We start from the raw sequence: 16,552 nt of genomic DNA on the forward strand, positions 1-16,552 counted from the left end.
AGGGAGAAACCGGGGGGCCAGCCCCCCGGACCCCCCGGGATACTTGGCGCAAGAAGAAGACAGGGGTGCGGCGCGCGCCCCGCGTGGCGTCGCGAGGCCCGTCAGGCGGGCGCGGGGGGGCGCAGGTGGGCGGGCAGGGGAGCGGGCAGCGGGGCGCCGAGGGCGGCGAGCGAGCGGGCGATGCCGATGCGGAACGCCTCGGGCGAGAAGCGGGCGGCATGGGTCGCGAGCGCGGCGGGGTCGAGCCGGTCGAGGCCCTCGGCCTCGAAGCGCAGGACGGCCTCGGCGAGGCCCTCGGCGGTGGGCTCGCGGTAGAGCAGGCCCGTTTCGCCGTCGACCACGGTGTCGAGAGCGCCGCCGCGGCCATAAGCGATCACCGGGCGGCCCGAGGCCATCGCCTCGACCGGCACGATTCCGAAATCCTCCTCGCCGGGGAAGACGAGCGCGCGGGCACGGGCGAGATGCGCCCGGAGCGTGGCGAAATCGACCTGGCCCAGGACCGTCACGTTGTCGGGCGCCCGCGCGGCGAGGCGGCGGCGCGTGGCCTCGGGGCCGCCGATCATCACGAGGGGCCGGCCGAGGCGGCGAAACGCCTCGATGGCGAGGTCGGGGCGCTTGTAGGGGGCGAGCTCGCCCGCCCAGAGGTAGAAGTCGCCCCGTTCGGCCGGCGCGACGGGCGCGAAATCGGCCAGCGCGACGGGTGGGTGCACCACGTCGGCCTCGCGCCGCCAGTACTTGCCGATTCGCGCCGCGACATGGGTGGAGTTGGCCGCGAAACGGTCGACGCGGGCCGCGCTTGTCACGTCCCACTGGCGGAGCGAATGGGCGATCAGCGGCATGGCGGCGCGCGTCAGCCGGCCCGCGCCCGCGCGGTAGGTATGGAACTGGTCCCACAGGTAGCGCATGGGCGAGTGGCAATAGCACAGATGCGGCGTCTCGGGTGCGGGGATCACCCCCTTGGCCGGCCCGCTCTCGGACGAGATCACCAGGTCGTAGGCCGCGAGGTCGAACTGCTCGAGGGCCCGCGGCATCAGCGGCAGGTAGTGCTGGTAGTGGCGGCGCGCGAAGGGCAGGCGGGCGATGAAGCTCTCCTCGATGCGGTGGGCGCGCAGCCGCTCCGACAGGCGCTCGGGCACGGCGACATGTGTGTAGATGTCGGCGCCGGGAAACATGGCGCAGAGCTGTTCCAGCACCTTTTCGCCGCCGCGCATGCCGACGAGCCAGTAATGCACCAGGGCCACGCGCGGTGCGGCCGCGCCGTCCCGCCGGCCCTCGCGGACGAGGGTGCCGATCGGCTCGAAACCGCCCTCAGGCATAGGTGTATCCTTGCGTCTCCGGCTCGGGGGCGCGGGCGGGGTCGATCATGGTGAGCGCGGCGCCGGTCACGTCGAGGCCCATCTCGTCCATCGCGGCGAGCGCCTCGGTGACGGCCTTGCGCGGCGTGCCGTCCCACCGCACGAGGAAGAGGCGGGCATCGACCACCTGCGCCAGCACCAGCCCGTCCGACACCGCGAGCAGCGCGGGCGCGTCGATCAGCACCACGTCGTAGACGCGCTTGAGCTCGGCGACCACGCGGGCCAGCCAGTCGGCCGAGAGCCGGTCGGCCACGTCGGGCTGGGGGCCGCGCGCGGCAAGGAAGTCGAAGCCGAACTCGGGATCGGTGTAGATCGCGCGATCGAGCGGGCAGCCGCCGCGGATGAAGTCGGCGAAGTCCTCCTCCATGTCCCAGCCGAAGGCGGCCTGCATCGTCGAGCGGCGCAGGTCGGCATCGACCACGATCACCGACAGGCCGGCGAGTGCCGACATCTGGGCGAGCGCGAGCGTCGTGCGCGTCTTGCCCTCGTCGGGCGCGGCCGACAGGACGGCAACGGCGCGCGCGCCCTCCTGCCCCTCGCGCATCAGCAGCGCGGTGCGCAGGTGGCGGATGCGCTCGGCATAGATGCTGTAGGGGTCGTCGCGCAGGGCGGCGGTGGCGGCCATCAGCCCGCCCACCGTCTGCAGCGGGACCGAGCCGAGCACGGGCAGGCCGGTCGCCGCCTCGAGATCGCGCGGCGTGCGGAAGGTCTGCGCGGTCATCTCGCGCACGAAGATCAGGCCGAGCCCCAGCGCCAGCCCCGCCATCGCCCCGAGGGCGCCCATCAGCTTGGGCCGCGGCGCGGCAGGCACGCCCGGCACGCTCGCCCGCTCTATCAGCCTGGCGTCGGGTTGCTGGAGCAGCTCCTGCGTGCGGGTCTCGGTCAGGCGCGAGAGCAGCGCCTCGTAGGTCTGGCGCTTGGCCTGTGCCTCGCGCTCGAGCTGGCGCAGGCCCTGTTCGCCACTGGTGATCGACACGATGCGCGACTCGAGATCGGCGATGCCCGCGCGCAGGCTGTCCTCGCGGGCGCGGGCGACCTCCGCGGCGCTGCGGCTCTGGGCGATGATGCGCTCGACCTCGCCGGCGAGTTCGGTCTCGAGCCGGGCAAGCTCGCGGGCGATGCGCTGCCGCTCGGGGTGACTCTCGTCGTAGCGCTCTGCCCATTGGCCATCCTGCCGGGTCAGCTCCAGCCGTTCGAGCGCCATCTGCTCGACGAGGGGGGAGGAGACGAGATCGGCCACGTCGGACAGCCCGCCCGAGGCGAGCACCGCTTCGAGCTGGCCGATCTGCGCCTCGGTCGCGGCGCGGTCGGCGCGGGCGGCGACGAGTTGCCCGTTGAGATCGGCGAGTTGCTGGCGGACGGTCTCGACCGTGCCGCCCTCGGCCGAGAGCCCCTGCGCGCGCGCGTCGGTCACCGCGGCCTCGGCCGCATCGAGGTCGGCGCGCAGTTCGGCCACGCGCGCCTCGAGCCAGGCGGTGGCGCCGGTCGTGGTGTCGCGTCTGTCCTCGATCTGGGCGGAGATGTAGGCCCGTGCGATGGCGTTGGCGATGTCGGCGGCGAGCTCGGGGTCGTGGTTCTCCGCGCGGATGGCGATCACGTAGCTGTCGCCCTGGGGGAACACGGTCAGGTCACGCCGGATCAGCCAGACGAGGCCCTGCATGATCCGGTCGTCGGCCGCGGCGCGCGCGTCGGGGTCGGCGACCGACGCCACGAGTCGCGCGGCCTCCTCCCCGGTCACGCCGATCTCGCCGTCGGCGTCGAGGCGCAGCGGCCCGATCTCGGCCACCACCCGCTCGATCAGCACGTTCGAGCTGAGCACTGCCGCCTCGCCGTTGACCACCTGCTCCGAGAGTTCGAGGTCCTGCACCACCTCCTCGCCGGTGACGATCTGGGCATTGCGCGGGTCGAGCATCACCTTCGCGGTCGCCTCGTATGTGGGGCGGACCTGCGCCACCACGAGGTAGGCCGCGAGGCCGAGCCCCGCCATCGCGCCGCCCACCAGCCAGCGCCCGCGCCAGACGGCCCGGGCGAGCGCGCGCAGGTCGACAGCGTCGGCGTCGTCGCCGGCAGAGCCCGAGAGCGCGCGGCGGGCGCGTGACATGGGCGCGAATTCGACGGGGTTGAAGCGACTGTTCATCTGGCATCCATGCAGGCTGCGTGCGCGATGGCGCAGGGGCCCGTCCTGCGGTGGCCGGGCGGCTCTGGCCGCGCCTCGAGGGGTGCAGGGTGCATCGGCAGTCACTCGTCCCACGCGCCGGGGAGGCCCATCACGGCCTCGTCCGGCTCACCCCCACCGTCCCCGCTATCGGCACGTGGGGCGGCGCTGTCAAAGCGTGTCGAATTCGAGCCGCTTTTCGGTGGGCAGCCGGCGACAATACCGGGGCCGTGCCGGTTATTGGACACTCAGGCGCGGCGATCCGGCATCGCGCGCGGCGGAAACCGGGCGCGATTCGAGCAACGCGCCGCGCGAGAGCCCGGCGGCGAGGCCCGCCAGCGCGAAGAAGAAGAGGCCGAGATCGGGCGTGGCGTGCGTGAGCAACGCCGAGAGCAGCATGGCCAGGCACCCCGCCTGCAGCGCGACCACGACCCTCGCCGCGCCCTCGGGCGCGCCGGGGCCGCGCGGCGCGGGCAGGCGCGCGAGCGCGGCGAGGAACGCGAGATAGAGGGCAGTGCCGATCGCCCCCAGCGAGCCGAGCGTGGCGATCAGCCAGTTCGACGCGCGCACCGAGCCGAGCCCGGCGCCGAAGCCGGTCGTGTCGAGGAAGTTGCGCCAGGCCTGCGCGTTCCAGCTCATCCGCTCGACGCCCGAGGCGGTGTCGAGCTTGTCGAAGAGGGCGCGATCGAGGAAGGCGGTCACCGGGTCGGCCAGCTGGTAGGCGCCGAAGAGCGCAACCGCCGCGAGCCACAACGCGAGCGCGCCCCAGGCGGCCATCGCGATGCCCCGCCGGCTGGCCTGCGCGCTCAGATGCATGGCGCCCGTCCAGAAGCCCCAGGTGAGGGTGAAGGCGAGTGTTGCGACATAGGCCGCCGAGGAGGTCGAGCGCAGCAGCAGCACCGCCGAGAGCGCGAGCATCCACGGCGCGACGCGCGAGCCGGGGCTCGAGGTCCAGTAGGCCAGCCAGAAGCCGAAGAGCCCCAGCGCGTAGAAGCCGAAGGCGGAGGCCTCGGGGAAGCCGCCGATCATCCGCTTCATGCCCATCATGTAGTGGTCGGCCAGGATGGCGTAGTTGGCGGTGCGGATCGGGTCCAGAAGCTGCGGCAGGCCCGCCGCCGCGCTCGCCACGTCGAGCACGCCGAGGGCGGCGTGGATCGCGGTGGCGAGCGCCATGGCGGCGACGATGCGCGCGGGATCGGGGTGGCGGCGCGCGAGCGTGGCGAGCGCGGCGAAGACCATCACGCCGAGGCCCATCCGGAAGAGCTGGGTGAGGTTGCCGGTGGTGGGGCCGAGGTCGTGCACCGCGATCCCGTCGGAATTGGCGCTGCGAGAGATGGCGAAGACCTGCGTCTCGCCGGCGAAGAGGCGCGGCAGGAAGAGCGCGGCGACCACGCAGAAGGCCGCGAGCAGCAGCAGCCAGAAGCCGGGACCGAAGGGCCGGGCCGACCCGACAAGGGCGGAGAGGCCGGCCGGCGTCAGGCAGACGAGGCCGAACAGGCCGATCGCGGCGATGTCGGCCACGCCGATCGTGGCGCCGCCCACCGCCGGCAGGTTGAACGCCGCCGCCGCGCCGAGCGGCGTGAGCGCAAGGAAGACCCCGACGCTGCGCGCCGGCCCGCGCACGAGCATCGCCGCGAGCGCGATCAGCGCGATCAGGGTCGAGGGCACGATTTCCACGGACGGCTCCGGCGTCGTCTGCGGGCGACGCTGACCGGGCGGTTTGCCGTCCTCGTGGCGGTGGCATGGCGGGATTGGGGCGCGCGGACCGCCCCGCGCCCGGCCGCGCCCCACCCACCCACCCGCGCCCCCCGGCCCGGCGCGGTCCGCGCGCCCCCCTGCACGCGCGCGCGCCTCACCCCTGCCACATTGGCGCGGCATGGCGCGCGCCATGTCCATGCGATTGCGTCTCGCCCTCCTTCCCCTCGTGGCGCTGCCCCTTGCCGCGCTCGCACAGGAGGCGGATCCCGGCCCGGAGCGTGTCGGCCCGCGCCTGGCGGCGGCGTCCAATTTCGGGCAGGGCTGGCTGCCGGGGCTCGCCGAGGCGGCGCTGGCCGACGGGCTGACCGATTTCCGCGACGCGGTCTACTGGCGGAATGTCGAGCGGGGCGGCCACGTCGCCTTCGACAGCGCGGTGACGGCATGGCCCGACGCGGTGGCGGCAGACGGCGGCACGCTGTCGCTCACGGTCAACAACGGCCACCCCGAGCATGACGGCGGGCACACGCCCCACACCGACGCCGGCATCGCCGCCTTCGCCGCCAACGCTGCCGCGACCGTCGCCCGCTTTCCCAACATCCACACCGTCGAGGTGGGCAACGAGTGGAACGCGGCCAACTTCGTCAGCGGCCCGGTGCTGGAGGACGGTCTCGACCGCCGCGCCTGGCACCACATGCGCCTGCTGGCCGAAACCTCGGCGCGGGTCAGGGCGGTGCGCCCCGGGCTGCGCGTACTGGGCGGCGCGACCCACTCGATCCCGGGCCCCTACATCGCCGAGCTGCTCGCTCTCGGCGCGCGCCGGCACATGGACGCGCTGGCGATCCACCCCTACACGACGCCGGTCGAGCAGCTGGGCCCGCATATCGACTTCCTGCGGCGCCTGCCGGGGGCGGAGGGCATCGACCTGGAGGTGACGGAGTTCGGCCACGCGGGCAGCGACGCCGACGCGGCCGACCACCTGCTGCGCTCCTGGTGCCAGTTCGCGCTCGCGGGGGTCTCGCGGGCGGTGTGGTATCCGCTGCATCCCCGCGGAGACGGGCTCGCCGCGCTCTACACGCGCGAGGGCGTGCGGACCGTCGTGGGCGATGCGCATGCGCTGATCCGGGCCGAGCTGGCGGGAGAGACGGTGACCGATGCAGCGCCCGACCCCTTTACCCATGCCTGCGCCCTCGGGCCGGCCGAGGCGCCGCGCCACCTCGTGATCTGGGGCGCGCCGCGCGACGTGTGGCTCGCGCCGGGCCTGATGGCGCGCGACGCGACCGGCGCTGCGCTGCCGGCGGAGGGGCTCACGCTGTCCGACCGGGCGCTCCTGATCTCGGCGCCGGGCGACGGTGCGGCGCGGCTCGGAGACACCGTGCGGCTCGGCTCCCAGCGGGTGCTGGCCGACAGCTACGAGCAATACGACTTTCCCAGGGAGGCGGGCGCGCAGGCGCCGGGCGACCCGTTCGAGCGCTACGCGCGGGCGGGCGCGCGACGGATCGCGCTCGACACCCGCCCGGGCCAGGATCGCAACGGCGTGCCCTGGTTCCCCCATCGCGGGGCGGCCGAGGATGCAGGGCTCTGGATGACCTCCGACACGCTGGTCCTGGCGCGTTGGGGCGACACGCCGCTCGAGATCGTGCACCGCCACGTCGCGCCCGCGCCGGTGGAGGCGGTGCTGGAGGCGCGCCTCGCCCCGGTCGCCCGCTCCGAGGACGGCGTGACGGTGCGGATCGCGGTCGACGGCGGGCCGGTGCTGGTCGACGAGACCCTCCGGGAGGAACGGGTCTACGCTCTGCCGGTGAGGCTCGCAGAAGGAGCGGCGCTCGAGATCGCCGTTGGGCCGGGCGGCACCGCGCGGGGCGACGTGGTGGGCTATCGCTTCACGCTGCGCCGGCCCTGAGCGCGCGACGACCGGCGCGGGACATCGTGGCTGGCGCGGCCCTGCCGCTCAGGCGGCCGGCGCCGTGCGCGCGGGCGCTGTCACCGTGTCGAGCGTGCGGCGGATGGCGTCGCGCGCTTGCCCCTCGGCCGTCTCGCGGGCGGCGGCGTCGGGGCCCAAAACGATCGCGCGGGAGAGGCGAGCGGCGATCCGGCCCGCCGCCTCGCCGGCCGGGGCGAAGGCGTGCGACGCGCCGACCGACGCGAAGAAGCTCTCGACCTTGCGATCCCAGCCGAGGCCGACGACGGGCCGCCCGTAGGCGAAGGCGACGATGCAGGCATGCAGCCGGTGCGCGACGACGGTGCGGCACGACGCGACCGTCCGGGCGAGCGTCTCGGGGCGGAGCGGGCGGGGCGCGACCGCGACCCGGCCGTCGGCCACCTCTGCCGCGAGCGCCTCCGCCACCGCCGCGAGCGCGGCGTCGTCTTCCTCCGCGCCGTTGGTGAAAAGGCGCAGCGGGTGGCCCTCGGCCATGAGCGCCCGCGCGAGATCGGCGAAGAGACCGGCGCCGGAGGCCAGCGCCCCATCGGCGTGGTAGCTCAGGAGGTCGGGGGCCGCGACGCACAGGCCCACTCTCTCGTCCGCCTCGACCGGCCCGTAGCGGCCGGCCGCCAGCAGGCCCGGATCGCGGGCGAGCCACGGAATCGGCCCGCGCCCGCCGGTCTGCGCCCGCCATGCCGCCACCGACGGCGCATCGCGCAGCCCGACCTCGCGCAGGTCCGCCGCGAACAGGCGGGCGAACAGCGCGGTTCCCCTGCGCGACCAGTTCTCCGCGGCGCCTGCCGCATGCACCGCGACCGGCACACCGGCCGCCTGCGCGAGATCGGCCGCGCGGGCCACCTTGAGCGGAAAGTTCAGATCGGCGTCGGAGAAGAGCTGCCCGCCGCCGATCACCGCGAGATCCGCGCCCTCCAGCGCCTCGCGCCAGAGGGGCGCCGCCCCCGACAGCACCCGGCCGAGCCTGATCTGCACGAGCGCGTGCCGTGCCGGGCGCGGCAGGCGCTTCAGCACCGCGAGCGCCCGGGCGCGGTTGGCCACGACGGCGTGGCCGAAGCCGGTGCGCCCCGACAGGTCGATCGACACGACCCCCGCCTCCGGTGCCACCTCGCCCACGCCGTGGGCGAAGCACTCCGCGATGATCCCGTCGCCCAGGTTGGGGCTGTAGGGCAGGCCGAACTGCACGATTCGCATTCGCGTTTCCCCCGTCTTGCCCGGCTCGCGCCTTTGCCGCGCCGTTGTTCCCGGTCACCGTGGCGGCGTCTACGGTGGGAATGGGGCAAGGGCGAGGCAGAGCGGGATGGAGCCGGAGCGCATCGTCGTGATCAACGACGCGAGCGCCGCGCGGGGCGGCGCGACGGGGCTCGCGCTGCTCTCGGTGCGTCTGCTGCGCGCGCGGGGCCTCGCCGTGACCTATGTCTGCGGCGACGGGGGGCAGAACGACGAGCTGGCCGCGCTCGGCGTCGAGGTCGTCTCGCTGGGGCAGGGGCGGCTTCTGGAGCGCGGGCGGCTCGCGGCCATGCAAGCGGGGCTGTGGAACCGCGCCGCGGCGCGAATGCTCGCGGACTGGATCGGGCGGAACGACACGCCGCGCACCGCCTACCACCTGCATGGCTGGGCGCAGATCCTGTCGCCCGCGGTGTTTTCCGCCCTGGCGCCGGTCGCGCGGCGGACGGTGGTGCACGCGCACGACTTTTTCCTCGCCTGCCCCAACGGTGTCTACATGGATTTCCAGCGCCTGCAGCCCTGCCGCCGCGTGCCGCTCTCGGCCGCCTGCCTCGCCACCCATTGCGACAAGCGCTCGCGCGCCGAGAAGGGCTGGCGCGTCCTGCGCCATGCCGGCCTGCGCCGCGCCTTCGCGCGCGGGGACTGGGCGGCGGTGGCGATGATCCACCCCGGCATGGCCGAGCCGCTGACCCGCGCCGGCGTGCCCGCGCGCCTGCTGACGGTGCTGCGCAACCCTGCCGAGGCAAGCGGCGCGGAGCGGGTGCGCGCCGAAGAGAACGACCGCGTCGTCTTCGTCGGCCGCCTGTCGGAAGAGAAGGGCCCGCTCGACCTCGCCCGCGCGACGGCGGCCCTGGGCCTGCCCGTCACCTTCGTCGGCGCGGGGCCGCTCGAGGCGGAGGTGCGGCGGCTCGATCCAGCGGCCGAGATCACCGGATGGCAGGATCGGGCGGGCGTCGCGCGCCATCTCGGCCGGGCGCGGGCGCTGGCCATGCCGTCGCGCCTGCCCGAGCCCTTCGGCCTGGCCGCCGCCGAGGCGGTGCGGGCCGGCGTGCCGGTCGTGCTGCCCGACATCGCGTTGATGGCGGCGGAGATCGCGGCCGAGGGGATGGGCCTGGCCTACGACGCCCACGATCCGCGCGGCCTGGAAGCGGCGCTCGGGTGGGTTCGCGGCGCGGGCGCGGCGGACATCGCGGCCATGAGCCGTCGCGCCCGGGAGGGCGCAGGGCGCCTTGCAACGACGCCGGAGGCGTGGGCCGACGGCCTCGTGTCGCTCTACAGGGGCGCCGTGGCGCCGCGGGCAACCCGCGGGACTACCGCGCCCGCGGCGTGACCCGTGCGCCGCCTCAGCGACCCCAGCTGCGGACGGGGCCGCAATCCATGTGCACGAAGTTCGAGCCCGAGTAGCGGCCGACGCCGCCCGCCTTGCAGGCCGCCGCCGCGCGGGCGATCTGGCCGACCGAGCGCGAGCCGAGCCGCAGGTCGGCCGCCTCGCCGCGCAGGTGGCGCGAATTCTTCGCCACGCCGCTGCCACGGGCGCGCAGCATCGCGTTGGTCGCGGGCGAGCGATAGCCCGAGAGCAGCATGTACGGCTCGGTGACGTCGAGCAGGTTGTGGGCGGCGGCCATGATGTCGATCGTCCGGAAGTCGATCGGATGCGTCTCGTTGCGCCGCCAGTCGCGCATGAAGTAGTCGATCTCGCGCTTGGCGTCCTTTATGTAGTCGCCCTCGATCCAGTAGATCGTGTCGAGGCTTTCACCGGTCCGGCCATTGTACATCTTGATGCGGCGGATGTCGCCGGCGCCGCGGAGGAAGCCGAAGGCATTGGCGCAGACGGGGGCGGCGGCCACCGTCGTGGCGGCGAAGGCCGCGAGCACTCCGCGCCGGGTCAGGCTCGACGAGCCGGTTCTATCTGTCATGTGAACTGCCTGTGTTTCGCCCGTTGTCGCCGCTTGAGTGCGGCTTGATATCGCACTGTCGCTCACTCACGGCCACGTGCATGCCACATTCCGATTCCCCCTCCAAGGGCTGCGGGGCCTTCTGTTCCCGACGGGCACGTCAATAGGCAGAAAATTGCTTAAGCCGTGTTTAGGGCTGTTTCGGTGCCGGTGTGCCGAGTGAGTTGCCTTTTCGTCACATTTGACCGATCGGGCCGGGGCCACGGACCACGCCGCCGAGGCGCGATGCCCCAGCGATGCGGCGGGCGAGCGGTGCGGTGCGCGGCGCGACGGGGGCGTGATGGGCGGCGTGACGGGGGCGCGACGGGCGCGGGAGCGCGGCGGCAACGGCGGCGGCAGATAACCCTTCCGCAACGGTATCTTGTGTGGACTCCTGCGGAACCATCGGCATTCTGGGGGCGCTGAACCTGTCCCACCTGTCGTTTCGAGGTCTGCACGGATGATCGAGTTCAAGTTGCCTGCCGCGGTCGTTTTCGCCGCCGGTGTCGCCCTTGCCTGCGCTCATGGCCTGACCGCCGGGCCGGCCGGCGCGCAATCGGCGGGGGTGGCCACGCCCGCCGCGCCCCAGGCGCGCGCCGGGGTGGAGTTCGCGGCGGCCGCCGCGCCGCTGGGCGAGGCCTACGCGAGCGCCGCCTTCCGGCAGGCGGTGGCCGAGGCCGCCTACGGCTCCGAGACGATCGCCGCCTTCTACCGCGAGCGGGACTACGCGCCGCTGTTCACCGGCGACGACGCGGGCGACCGGGCCCGCCGCGCCGCGCTGCTGCACGCGCTCGAAGCAGCGCCGCGTCATGGCCTGCCGGCGCAGCGCTACCGGGCCGACGACCTGCGCGCGCTCTTCGCGGGCGCCACCAGCCTGCGGGCCCGCGGCCGGGCCGAGGTGGAGGCGGCGAAGATGTTCCTCGCCTATGCCCGCGACATCTCCTCCGGGGCGCTCGAGCCGGCAGGTCTCGGCCTCGAAATCCCGCGCGAGCTGCCCCGGCGCGAGCCGGCCGCGCTGCTCGCGGGGCTGGCGGGCGATGACCCGCGCGGCTTCATCGAGGGGCTGGCGCCGCGGAGCCACGAATACAACCGCCTGCTCGCCGAGAAGATGCGACTCGAGCGGGTGCGCGCCGCCGGCGGCTGGGGGCCGGAGGTGCCGTCGGGCCGGCTCGAGCGCGGCATGTCGGGGCCTGCCGTCGTCGCGCTGCGCGATCGGCTGATCGCCAAGGGCTATCTGCGGCGCACCGCCTCGGCCACCTTCGACGGCGCGCTCGAGACGGCGGTCAAGCGCTTCCAGATCGACCACGGGCTCGAGGCCGACGGCGTGGCGGGCGAGGGCACCATCGCAGAGGTGAACGCCAGCGTCGACAAGCGGCTGTCGCAGATTCTCGTCGCGCTCGAGCGCGAGCGCTGGCTCAACCTGCTGGAGGGGAAGGGGGCGCGGCACGTCCTCGTCAACCTGACGGACTACACCGCCAAGGTCGTCGACGACGGGGTCGTCACGTTCGAGACCCGTGCCGTGGTCGGCGCCACCACGAGCGGCAAGCCCACGCCGGAGTTTTCCGACGTGATGGAGTACATGGAGCTCAACCCGACCTGGACGGTGCCCCGCGGCATCCTGGCGCGAGACTACCTGCCCAGGCTCAAGCGCAACCCCGGCGCGGCGGGCTATCTCAAGCTGGTGGATTCGCGGGGCCGGGTCGTGCCGCGCGGCGCGGTGAACTTCTCGGCCTACTCGGCGCGCACCTTCCCGTTCAACCTCGTGCAGCCGCCGGGGCCGCGCAACGCGCTGGGAACGGTGAAGTTCATGTTCCCCAACCCGCACGCGATCTACCTGCACGACACGCCCGACAAGCACCTCTTCGACCGGCACCGACGCGCCTATTCGTCGGGCTGCATCCGCCTGAAGGAGCCGCACGAGTTCGCCTACCACCTGCTGGCCCGGCAGACCGCGACGCCGAAGGAGGATTTCCACACGATCCTGAACACCGGCCAGATCCGGCGGATCCAGCTGGAGGAGCCGGTGCCGGTACACCTGACCTACCGCACCGCCTTTACCCAGGCGAAGGGCCGGGTGAACTACCGCGAGGACCTCTACGGACGCGATGCCCGCCTGTGGGACGCGCTTCAGGCCGCCGGCGTGACCCTCGACGCAGCCCGGGGCTGACCTGCCCGCTCCCGCGCGACGGCCTCCGGGAAGGCCGGCGCAGGGGGCGCTCCCGCCTCCGCTCGGCGCGCTCGCGCGCCTCGCTCCGTTGGGCCCGGCAGCCGCTGGCGCGGCTGCGGGCGCGCTCGGCTCCGGAGCGGCGGAGATGGATGGATGAAGCAGCCGGCATCCGGCTGACCGGAGACCAGTGACCGGCGTGTTCCCCGGAGCCGCCGTGACTTTCGCTCGGCGTGTGAACTGCGCGCCGCCCGATCAAGGGCACGCGCGCTGCGCCCGTCCTTCCAACTCGCAAGCGGCCGGGCGCAGCGCGCGTGCCTGTCTCCTGCGACGCCGGCTTCGGCGCACAGACCTTGGGCGCGCATTCCTGTCGGTGGCCGTCCGGGGGCGACGGGCCGCATGTCAGACGGGGAGGCGACGTCGATGGTGGCGCCTTTCGCGGCGGCGCGTTCCCCGGTATGGGGAGCGGCGCGCGGGGCGCAACCGGCGGGAGGTGGCATGGGCGGTCGGTCGCACAGCATGGCGGAGCTTGCCGAAGCCCTCGGACTTGCGCTCTGGGGCGACGGCGCGGTGCGCGTGGCGCGTGCCGCCGCGCCGCACGAGGCGGGGCCCGACGCCATCGCCCTTGCCGCGACGCCGGCCTATGCCGATGCGCTCACGCAGGGCGCGGCCCGGGCAGCCCTCCTGTGGGAGGGCGCCGACCCGGCCGATTATGGCCTCGACGCGGCGCTCCTCGCGCCCCGGCCGCGCCATGCGCTGGCCGGCCTCTCGGCTTCGCTCGACCCGGGGCCCGACATCGCGGCTGGCCGCCACCCCTCGGCACAGATCGACCCCGGCGCCGAGATCGGCCCCGGCGCGGCCATCGGCGCCTTCGCGGTGATCGGGCCGGGGGCCGTGATCGGGCCGGGCGCACGCATCGGCCCGCAGGTGGTGATCGGGGCGGAGGCGCGGATCGGGCGCGGCGCGCTGCTGCATCCCCGCGTGACGATCGGCGCGCGCTGCACGATCGGCGACCGCTTCGTGGCGCAGCCGGGCGCGGTCGTGGGAGGAGACGGCTTTTCGTTCGTCACGGCAGAGCCCTCGGCCGCCGAGGAGGTGCGCCGCACCCTGGGCGAGGCCGGGGGGGCGCGGCAACAGGCCTATGCCCGCATCCACTCGCTCGCGGCCGTGACGATCGGCGATGACGTCGAACTCGGCGCCAACAGCTGCATCGACCGGGGCACCCTCTCGGATACGCGGATCGGCGACGGCACCAAGATCGACAACCTCGTGCAGGTCGGCCACAACGTGACCGTGGGCTGCCACTGCCTGCTCTGCGGGCAGGTGGGGATCGCCGGCTCGACCCGCCTGGGCGACCGGGTCGTGCTGGGCGGTCAGGCGGGCGTCACCGATCACCTGACCATCGGCGACGACGTGATCGCGGGCGCGGGAACCCTGCTGCGCACCAATCAACCGGCGGGGCGGGTGATGCTGGGCAACCCGGCCATGCCGATGGCGCTGTCGGTCGAGGCCTACAAGGGGTTGCGACGGCTTCCGCGGCTCTTCCGCGACGTCGCGGCGCTGAGAAAGCACCTTTCAAACGGGCAGGGCAGCGAGTAAATCGGCGCCACTTTCATGAGGGAAGGCGCATCCCATGACCGAGGAGGTGAGCCGAAGGGTCGTCGAGATCATCGCCGAACAGGCGGTGCTCGAGCCCTCGGACGTGACGATGGACGCGACGCTGGAGGATCTCGGGATCGACAGCCTCGGTCTCGTCGAGTCGATCTTCGCCATCGAGGAGGCGTTCGACATCTCGGTGCCGTTCAACGCCAACGCGCCGGAGGAGAGCGGTTTCGACATCTCGTCGGTCGCCGCCATCGTCGCCGCCGTCGAGACGCTCGTCGCCGATCAGAAGGGCGGGGTGGGCCCAAGCCCGACGCAGTCCGACACGGGACGCGCGTGAAGCGCGTCGCCATCACGGGGCAGGGCTCGATCAACGCGCTCGGTCGGACGGCGCCCGAGACGCTGCGGGCCATGGCCGAGGGGCGCTGCGGAATCGGCCCGCTCCAGGTGCGCGACGTCGAGCGCCTCTCGGTGCAGATCGGCGGGCAGGTGCAGGGCTACGACCCGGAGGCCGAGTTCAACCGCCAGCAGATCGCGCTCTACGACCGGTTCACCCAGTTCACGCTGCTGGCCGCGCGCGAGGCGATCGCGCAGTCGGGCCTGACTTTCGCCGGCGAGCTCTCGGCCGAGGCGGGCGTGGTGCTCGGCACCGCCGCGGGCGGCATGGAGACGTGGGACGACAACTTCCGCTCGGTCTACGAGGAAGGGAAGAACCGGGTCCACCCGTTCGTCGTGCCGAAGCTGATGAACAACGCCGCGGCGAGCCACGTCTCGATGGAGTTCAATCTCAAGGGCCCGTCCTTCACCGTGGCCACGGCCTGCGCCTCGTCGAACCACGCGATGGGCCAGGCCTTCCATCTGATCCGCTCCGGGGCCAGCCGGGTGATGGTGACGGGCGGCTCCGAGGCGATGCTCACCTTCGGCGGCGTCAAGGCGTGGGAGGGCCTGCGCGTGATGTCGAAGGACGCCTGCCGCCCCTTCAGCGCCAACCGCAACGGCATGGTGCAGGGCGAGGGTGCTGCGGTCTTCGTCTTCGAGGAGATGGAGCACGCGAAGTCGCGGGGGGCGGAGATCCTGGCGGAGGTCATCGGCTTCGGCATGGCGTCTGACGCCTCCGACATCGTGATGCCGTCGGCCAAGGGCGCGGCGCGGACGATGGCGCTCGCCCTGCGCGACGCGCGGGTGAACTCTGACGCGGTGGGCTACATCAACGCCCACGGGACCGGGACGGCGGCCAACGACAAGACCGAATGCGCGGCGGTGGCCGACACGTTCGGCGCGCATGCCGATGCGCTCATGATCTCGTCCACCAAGTCGATGCACGGCCACCTGATCGGGGCGACAGGGGCGGTGGAACTGCTGGCCTGCATCATGGCGCTGCGCGAGGGCGTGATCGCGCCGACGATCGGCTACCAGGAGCCCGATCCCGAATGCGCGCTCGACGTGGTGCCCAACGTGGCGCGCGAGGCGCAGGTCGACGTGGCCATGTCGAACGCCTTCGCGTTCGGCGGCTTCAACGCCGTGCTGGTGCTGCGACGGGCATGAAGCGCGCCGCGCGGTGGCCAGGAGACCGGGCCAAGCGGCGCGGGGAAATGCCTTGAGCAAGGCATTTGCAAATCCCTTCGTGAAGGGATTTGCGCCTGTCATCACTCGGCTGGCTGGGCGTCGCCCTGTTGCTCCTGCTGGGCGGCGCGGGCCGCGGCGACGGCCTCGGCGTTGAGCGCGTTCAGCTCCGTCAGGCGCTCGAAGCCCGCCGTGAAGCCCGAGAGCGAGGCGTCAAGCTCCACCGCCGTGTCCGGCGCGCCCGCAGGGTAGATCGTCAGCCGCGCCACGGCGCCCCGGCGGAAGGCGTCGACCTCGGCCGGGGTGAAGCCGACCCGCGCCACGCAGCCCTGCTCGGTGCAGAAGCTGAACGGGTATTGCCGCGCCGAGCCGCCATCGACCGACAGGGTCAACTGCCGCGTCAGCAGGGTCTCGAGCGGTGTCACGATCGTTGCGCCGGCCTCGGCATCCTGTCCCCCGGGCAGGTTGACGAGTTCGATCGTGGCCACGGAATTGCCCTGCTGGTCCTGCAGGACCTGGTGCAACGCGCAGGGGTCGTGCTCGAGCGAGGTGCGCACGCAGCGAATTTCCCAGTCGGTGGAGACCTCGAGGATGTAGGGCTGTCCGAGCGGCGTTTCGGCCGCGCCCGCATCCTCGGCGACGGGCGTGCCCATGTCGAGCTGCAGGTCATCCTGCGGGGTCTGCTCCTGTGCGGCGAGCGGCGCGCCGAATGCGAGCGTGACGGCCAGGGCCGCGGCGAGCGTTGTCGACTTCCGTAGGGCCAAGCTGTCGTGCAGACAAGGTGCGGTCATGGACGGGTTCCCTGCTCTTCTGACTCTGTCGCCGGCCCCTCGTGCCGTAGGCGCCGCCTGCTTTCACGGCCCGTTAACACGCGGCGTTGGCCCTGTCAGGCCCCGACGTGTCGTCGCATACCCGGTG

The 16,552-nt window shown here is 73.5% G+C and carries 12 protein-coding genes; 6 read left to right on the forward strand and 6 right to left on the reverse strand.

Annotation, left to right across the window (positions count from 1 at the left end; all coding sequences use genetic code 11):
• Positions 1-101 precede the first annotated feature (101 nt).
• The 3 genes from DLJ49_RS01335 to DLJ49_RS01345 all read right to left on the reverse strand — a co-directional run bounded on the left by DLJ49_RS01335 (position 102) and on the right by DLJ49_RS01345 (position 5,187).
• Positions 102-1,316: a glycosyltransferase gene (locus DLJ49_RS01335; protein WP_115391701.1), complete on the reverse strand. Its 1,215-nt coding sequence runs from the start codon at positions 1,314-1,316 to the stop codon at positions 102-104.
• Positions 1,309-3,492, reverse strand: a complete 2,184-nt coding sequence (locus DLJ49_RS01340) for a GumC family protein (RefSeq protein WP_115391702.1) — start codon at positions 3,490-3,492, stop codon at positions 1,309-1,311. The genes DLJ49_RS01335 and DLJ49_RS01340 overlap by 8 nt, the downstream gene beginning before the upstream one ends.
• 255 nt (positions 3,493-3,747) lie before the next feature.
• The gene (locus DLJ49_RS01345; RefSeq protein WP_115391703.1) at positions 3,748-5,187 is read right to left on the reverse strand and encodes a hypothetical protein; all 1,440 of its coding nucleotides are present in this window, start codon (positions 5,185-5,187) and stop codon (positions 3,748-3,750) included.
• A gap of 211 nt (positions 5,188-5,398) precedes the next feature.
• Between DLJ49_RS01345 and DLJ49_RS01350 the strand changes: the two genes are divergently transcribed.
• Positions 5,399-7,108, forward strand: coding sequence for a hypothetical protein (locus DLJ49_RS01350; protein ID WP_147277253.1), 1,710 nt, complete (start codon positions 5,399-5,401; stop codon positions 7,106-7,108).
• A 48-nt stretch (positions 7,109-7,156) separates the two neighbouring features.
• Here DLJ49_RS01350 and DLJ49_RS01355 read toward each other — a convergent pair whose 3' ends face one another.
• Positions 7,157-8,338: a polysaccharide pyruvyl transferase family protein gene (locus DLJ49_RS01355; protein ID WP_115391705.1), complete on the reverse strand. Its 1,182-nt coding sequence runs from the start codon at positions 8,336-8,338 to the stop codon at positions 7,157-7,159.
• 106 nt (positions 8,339-8,444) lie between these two features.
• On the opposite strand from DLJ49_RS01355, the gene DLJ49_RS01360 reads away from it, so the two are divergent.
• Entirely contained in the window at positions 8,445-9,701 is a 1,257-nt protein-coding gene (locus DLJ49_RS01360; RefSeq protein ID WP_115391706.1) for a glycosyltransferase family 4 protein, read from the forward strand.
• 13 nt (positions 9,702-9,714) lie between these two features.
• Here the strand turns inward: DLJ49_RS01360 and DLJ49_RS01365 are convergent, their stop codons facing one another.
• Positions 9,715-10,287 (reverse strand): peptidoglycan L,D-endopeptidase MepK, encoded by a 573-nt coding sequence (locus DLJ49_RS01365; protein ID WP_115391707.1) that lies wholly within the window; start codon positions 10,285-10,287, stop codon positions 9,715-9,717.
• 478 nt (positions 10,288-10,765) lie between these two features.
• Here DLJ49_RS01365 and DLJ49_RS01370 point away from each other — a divergent pair, with 478 nt between their 5' ends.
• The 4 genes from DLJ49_RS01370 (at position 10,766) to DLJ49_RS01385 (ending at position 15,616) form a co-directional block, all read left to right on the forward strand.
• A complete protein-coding gene (locus DLJ49_RS01370) occupies positions 10,766-12,472 on the forward strand; it encodes a L,D-transpeptidase family protein (RefSeq protein ID WP_115391708.1) in 1,707 nt (568 codons plus the stop codon).
• 495 nt (positions 12,473-12,967) lie between these two features.
• Entirely contained in the window at positions 12,968-14,068 is a 1,101-nt protein-coding gene (gene lpxD, locus DLJ49_RS01375; protein WP_115391709.1) for a UDP-3-O-(3-hydroxymyristoyl)glucosamine N-acyltransferase, read from the forward strand.
• Between the two features lie 34 nt (positions 14,069-14,102).
• Entirely contained in the window at positions 14,103-14,411 is a 309-nt protein-coding gene (locus tag DLJ49_RS01380) for an acyl carrier protein (protein WP_115391710.1), read from the forward strand.
• Entirely contained in the window at positions 14,408-15,616 is a 1,209-nt protein-coding gene (locus tag DLJ49_RS01385) for a beta-ketoacyl-[acyl-carrier-protein] synthase family protein (protein WP_115391711.1), read from the forward strand. The genes DLJ49_RS01380 and DLJ49_RS01385 overlap by 4 nt, the downstream gene beginning before the upstream one ends.
• Positions 15,617-15,717: 101 nt before the next feature.
• On the opposite strand, the gene DLJ49_RS01390 is transcribed toward DLJ49_RS01385, so the two are convergent.
• Positions 15,718-16,425 (reverse strand): invasion associated locus B family protein, encoded by a 708-nt coding sequence (locus tag DLJ49_RS01390; RefSeq protein ID WP_115391712.1) that lies wholly within the window; start codon positions 16,423-16,425, stop codon positions 15,718-15,720.
• Positions 16,426-16,552 lie beyond the last annotated feature (127 nt).

It is taken from the genome of Rhodovulum sp. 12E13 (assembly GCF_003340565.1).
Lineage (GTDB): Bacteria > Pseudomonadota > Alphaproteobacteria > Rhodobacterales > Rhodobacteraceae > HLUCCA09.

Bases quoted from the DNA above. Each gene is read 5' to 3' on its own strand.
- DLJ49_RS01380 (WP_115391710.1), top strand. From the start codon at position 14,103: ATGACCGAGGAGGTGAGCCGAAGGGTCGTCGAGATCATCGCCGAACAG.
- DLJ49_RS01355 (WP_115391705.1), bottom strand. From the start codon at position 8,338: ATGCGAATCGTGCAGTTCGGCCTGCCCTACAGCCCCAACCTGGGCGAC.
- DLJ49_RS01370 (WP_115391708.1), top strand. From the start codon at position 10,766: ATGATCGAGTTCAAGTTGCCTGCCGCGGTCGTTTTCGCCGCCGGTGTC.
- lpxD (WP_115391709.1), top strand. From the start codon at position 12,968: ATGGGCGGTCGGTCGCACAGCATGGCGGAGCTTGCCGAAGCCCTCGGA.
- DLJ49_RS01390 (WP_115391712.1), bottom strand. From the start codon at position 16,425: ATGACCGCACCTTGTCTGCACGACAGCTTGGCCCTACGGAAGTCGACA.
- DLJ49_RS01335 (WP_115391701.1), bottom strand. From the start codon at position 1,316: ATGCCTGAGGGCGGTTTCGAGCCGATCGGCACCCTCGTCCGCGAGGGC.
- DLJ49_RS01350 (WP_147277253.1), top strand. From the start codon at position 5,399: ATGTCCATGCGATTGCGTCTCGCCCTCCTTCCCCTCGTGGCGCTGCCC.
- DLJ49_RS01365 (WP_115391707.1), bottom strand. From the start codon at position 10,287: ATGACAGATAGAACCGGCTCGTCGAGCCTGACCCGGCGCGGAGTGCTC.
- DLJ49_RS01360 (WP_115391706.1), top strand. From the start codon at position 8,445: ATGGAGCCGGAGCGCATCGTCGTGATCAACGACGCGAGCGCCGCGCGG.
- DLJ49_RS01340 (WP_115391702.1), bottom strand. From the start codon at position 3,492: ATGAACAGTCGCTTCAACCCCGTCGAATTCGCGCCCATGTCACGCGCC.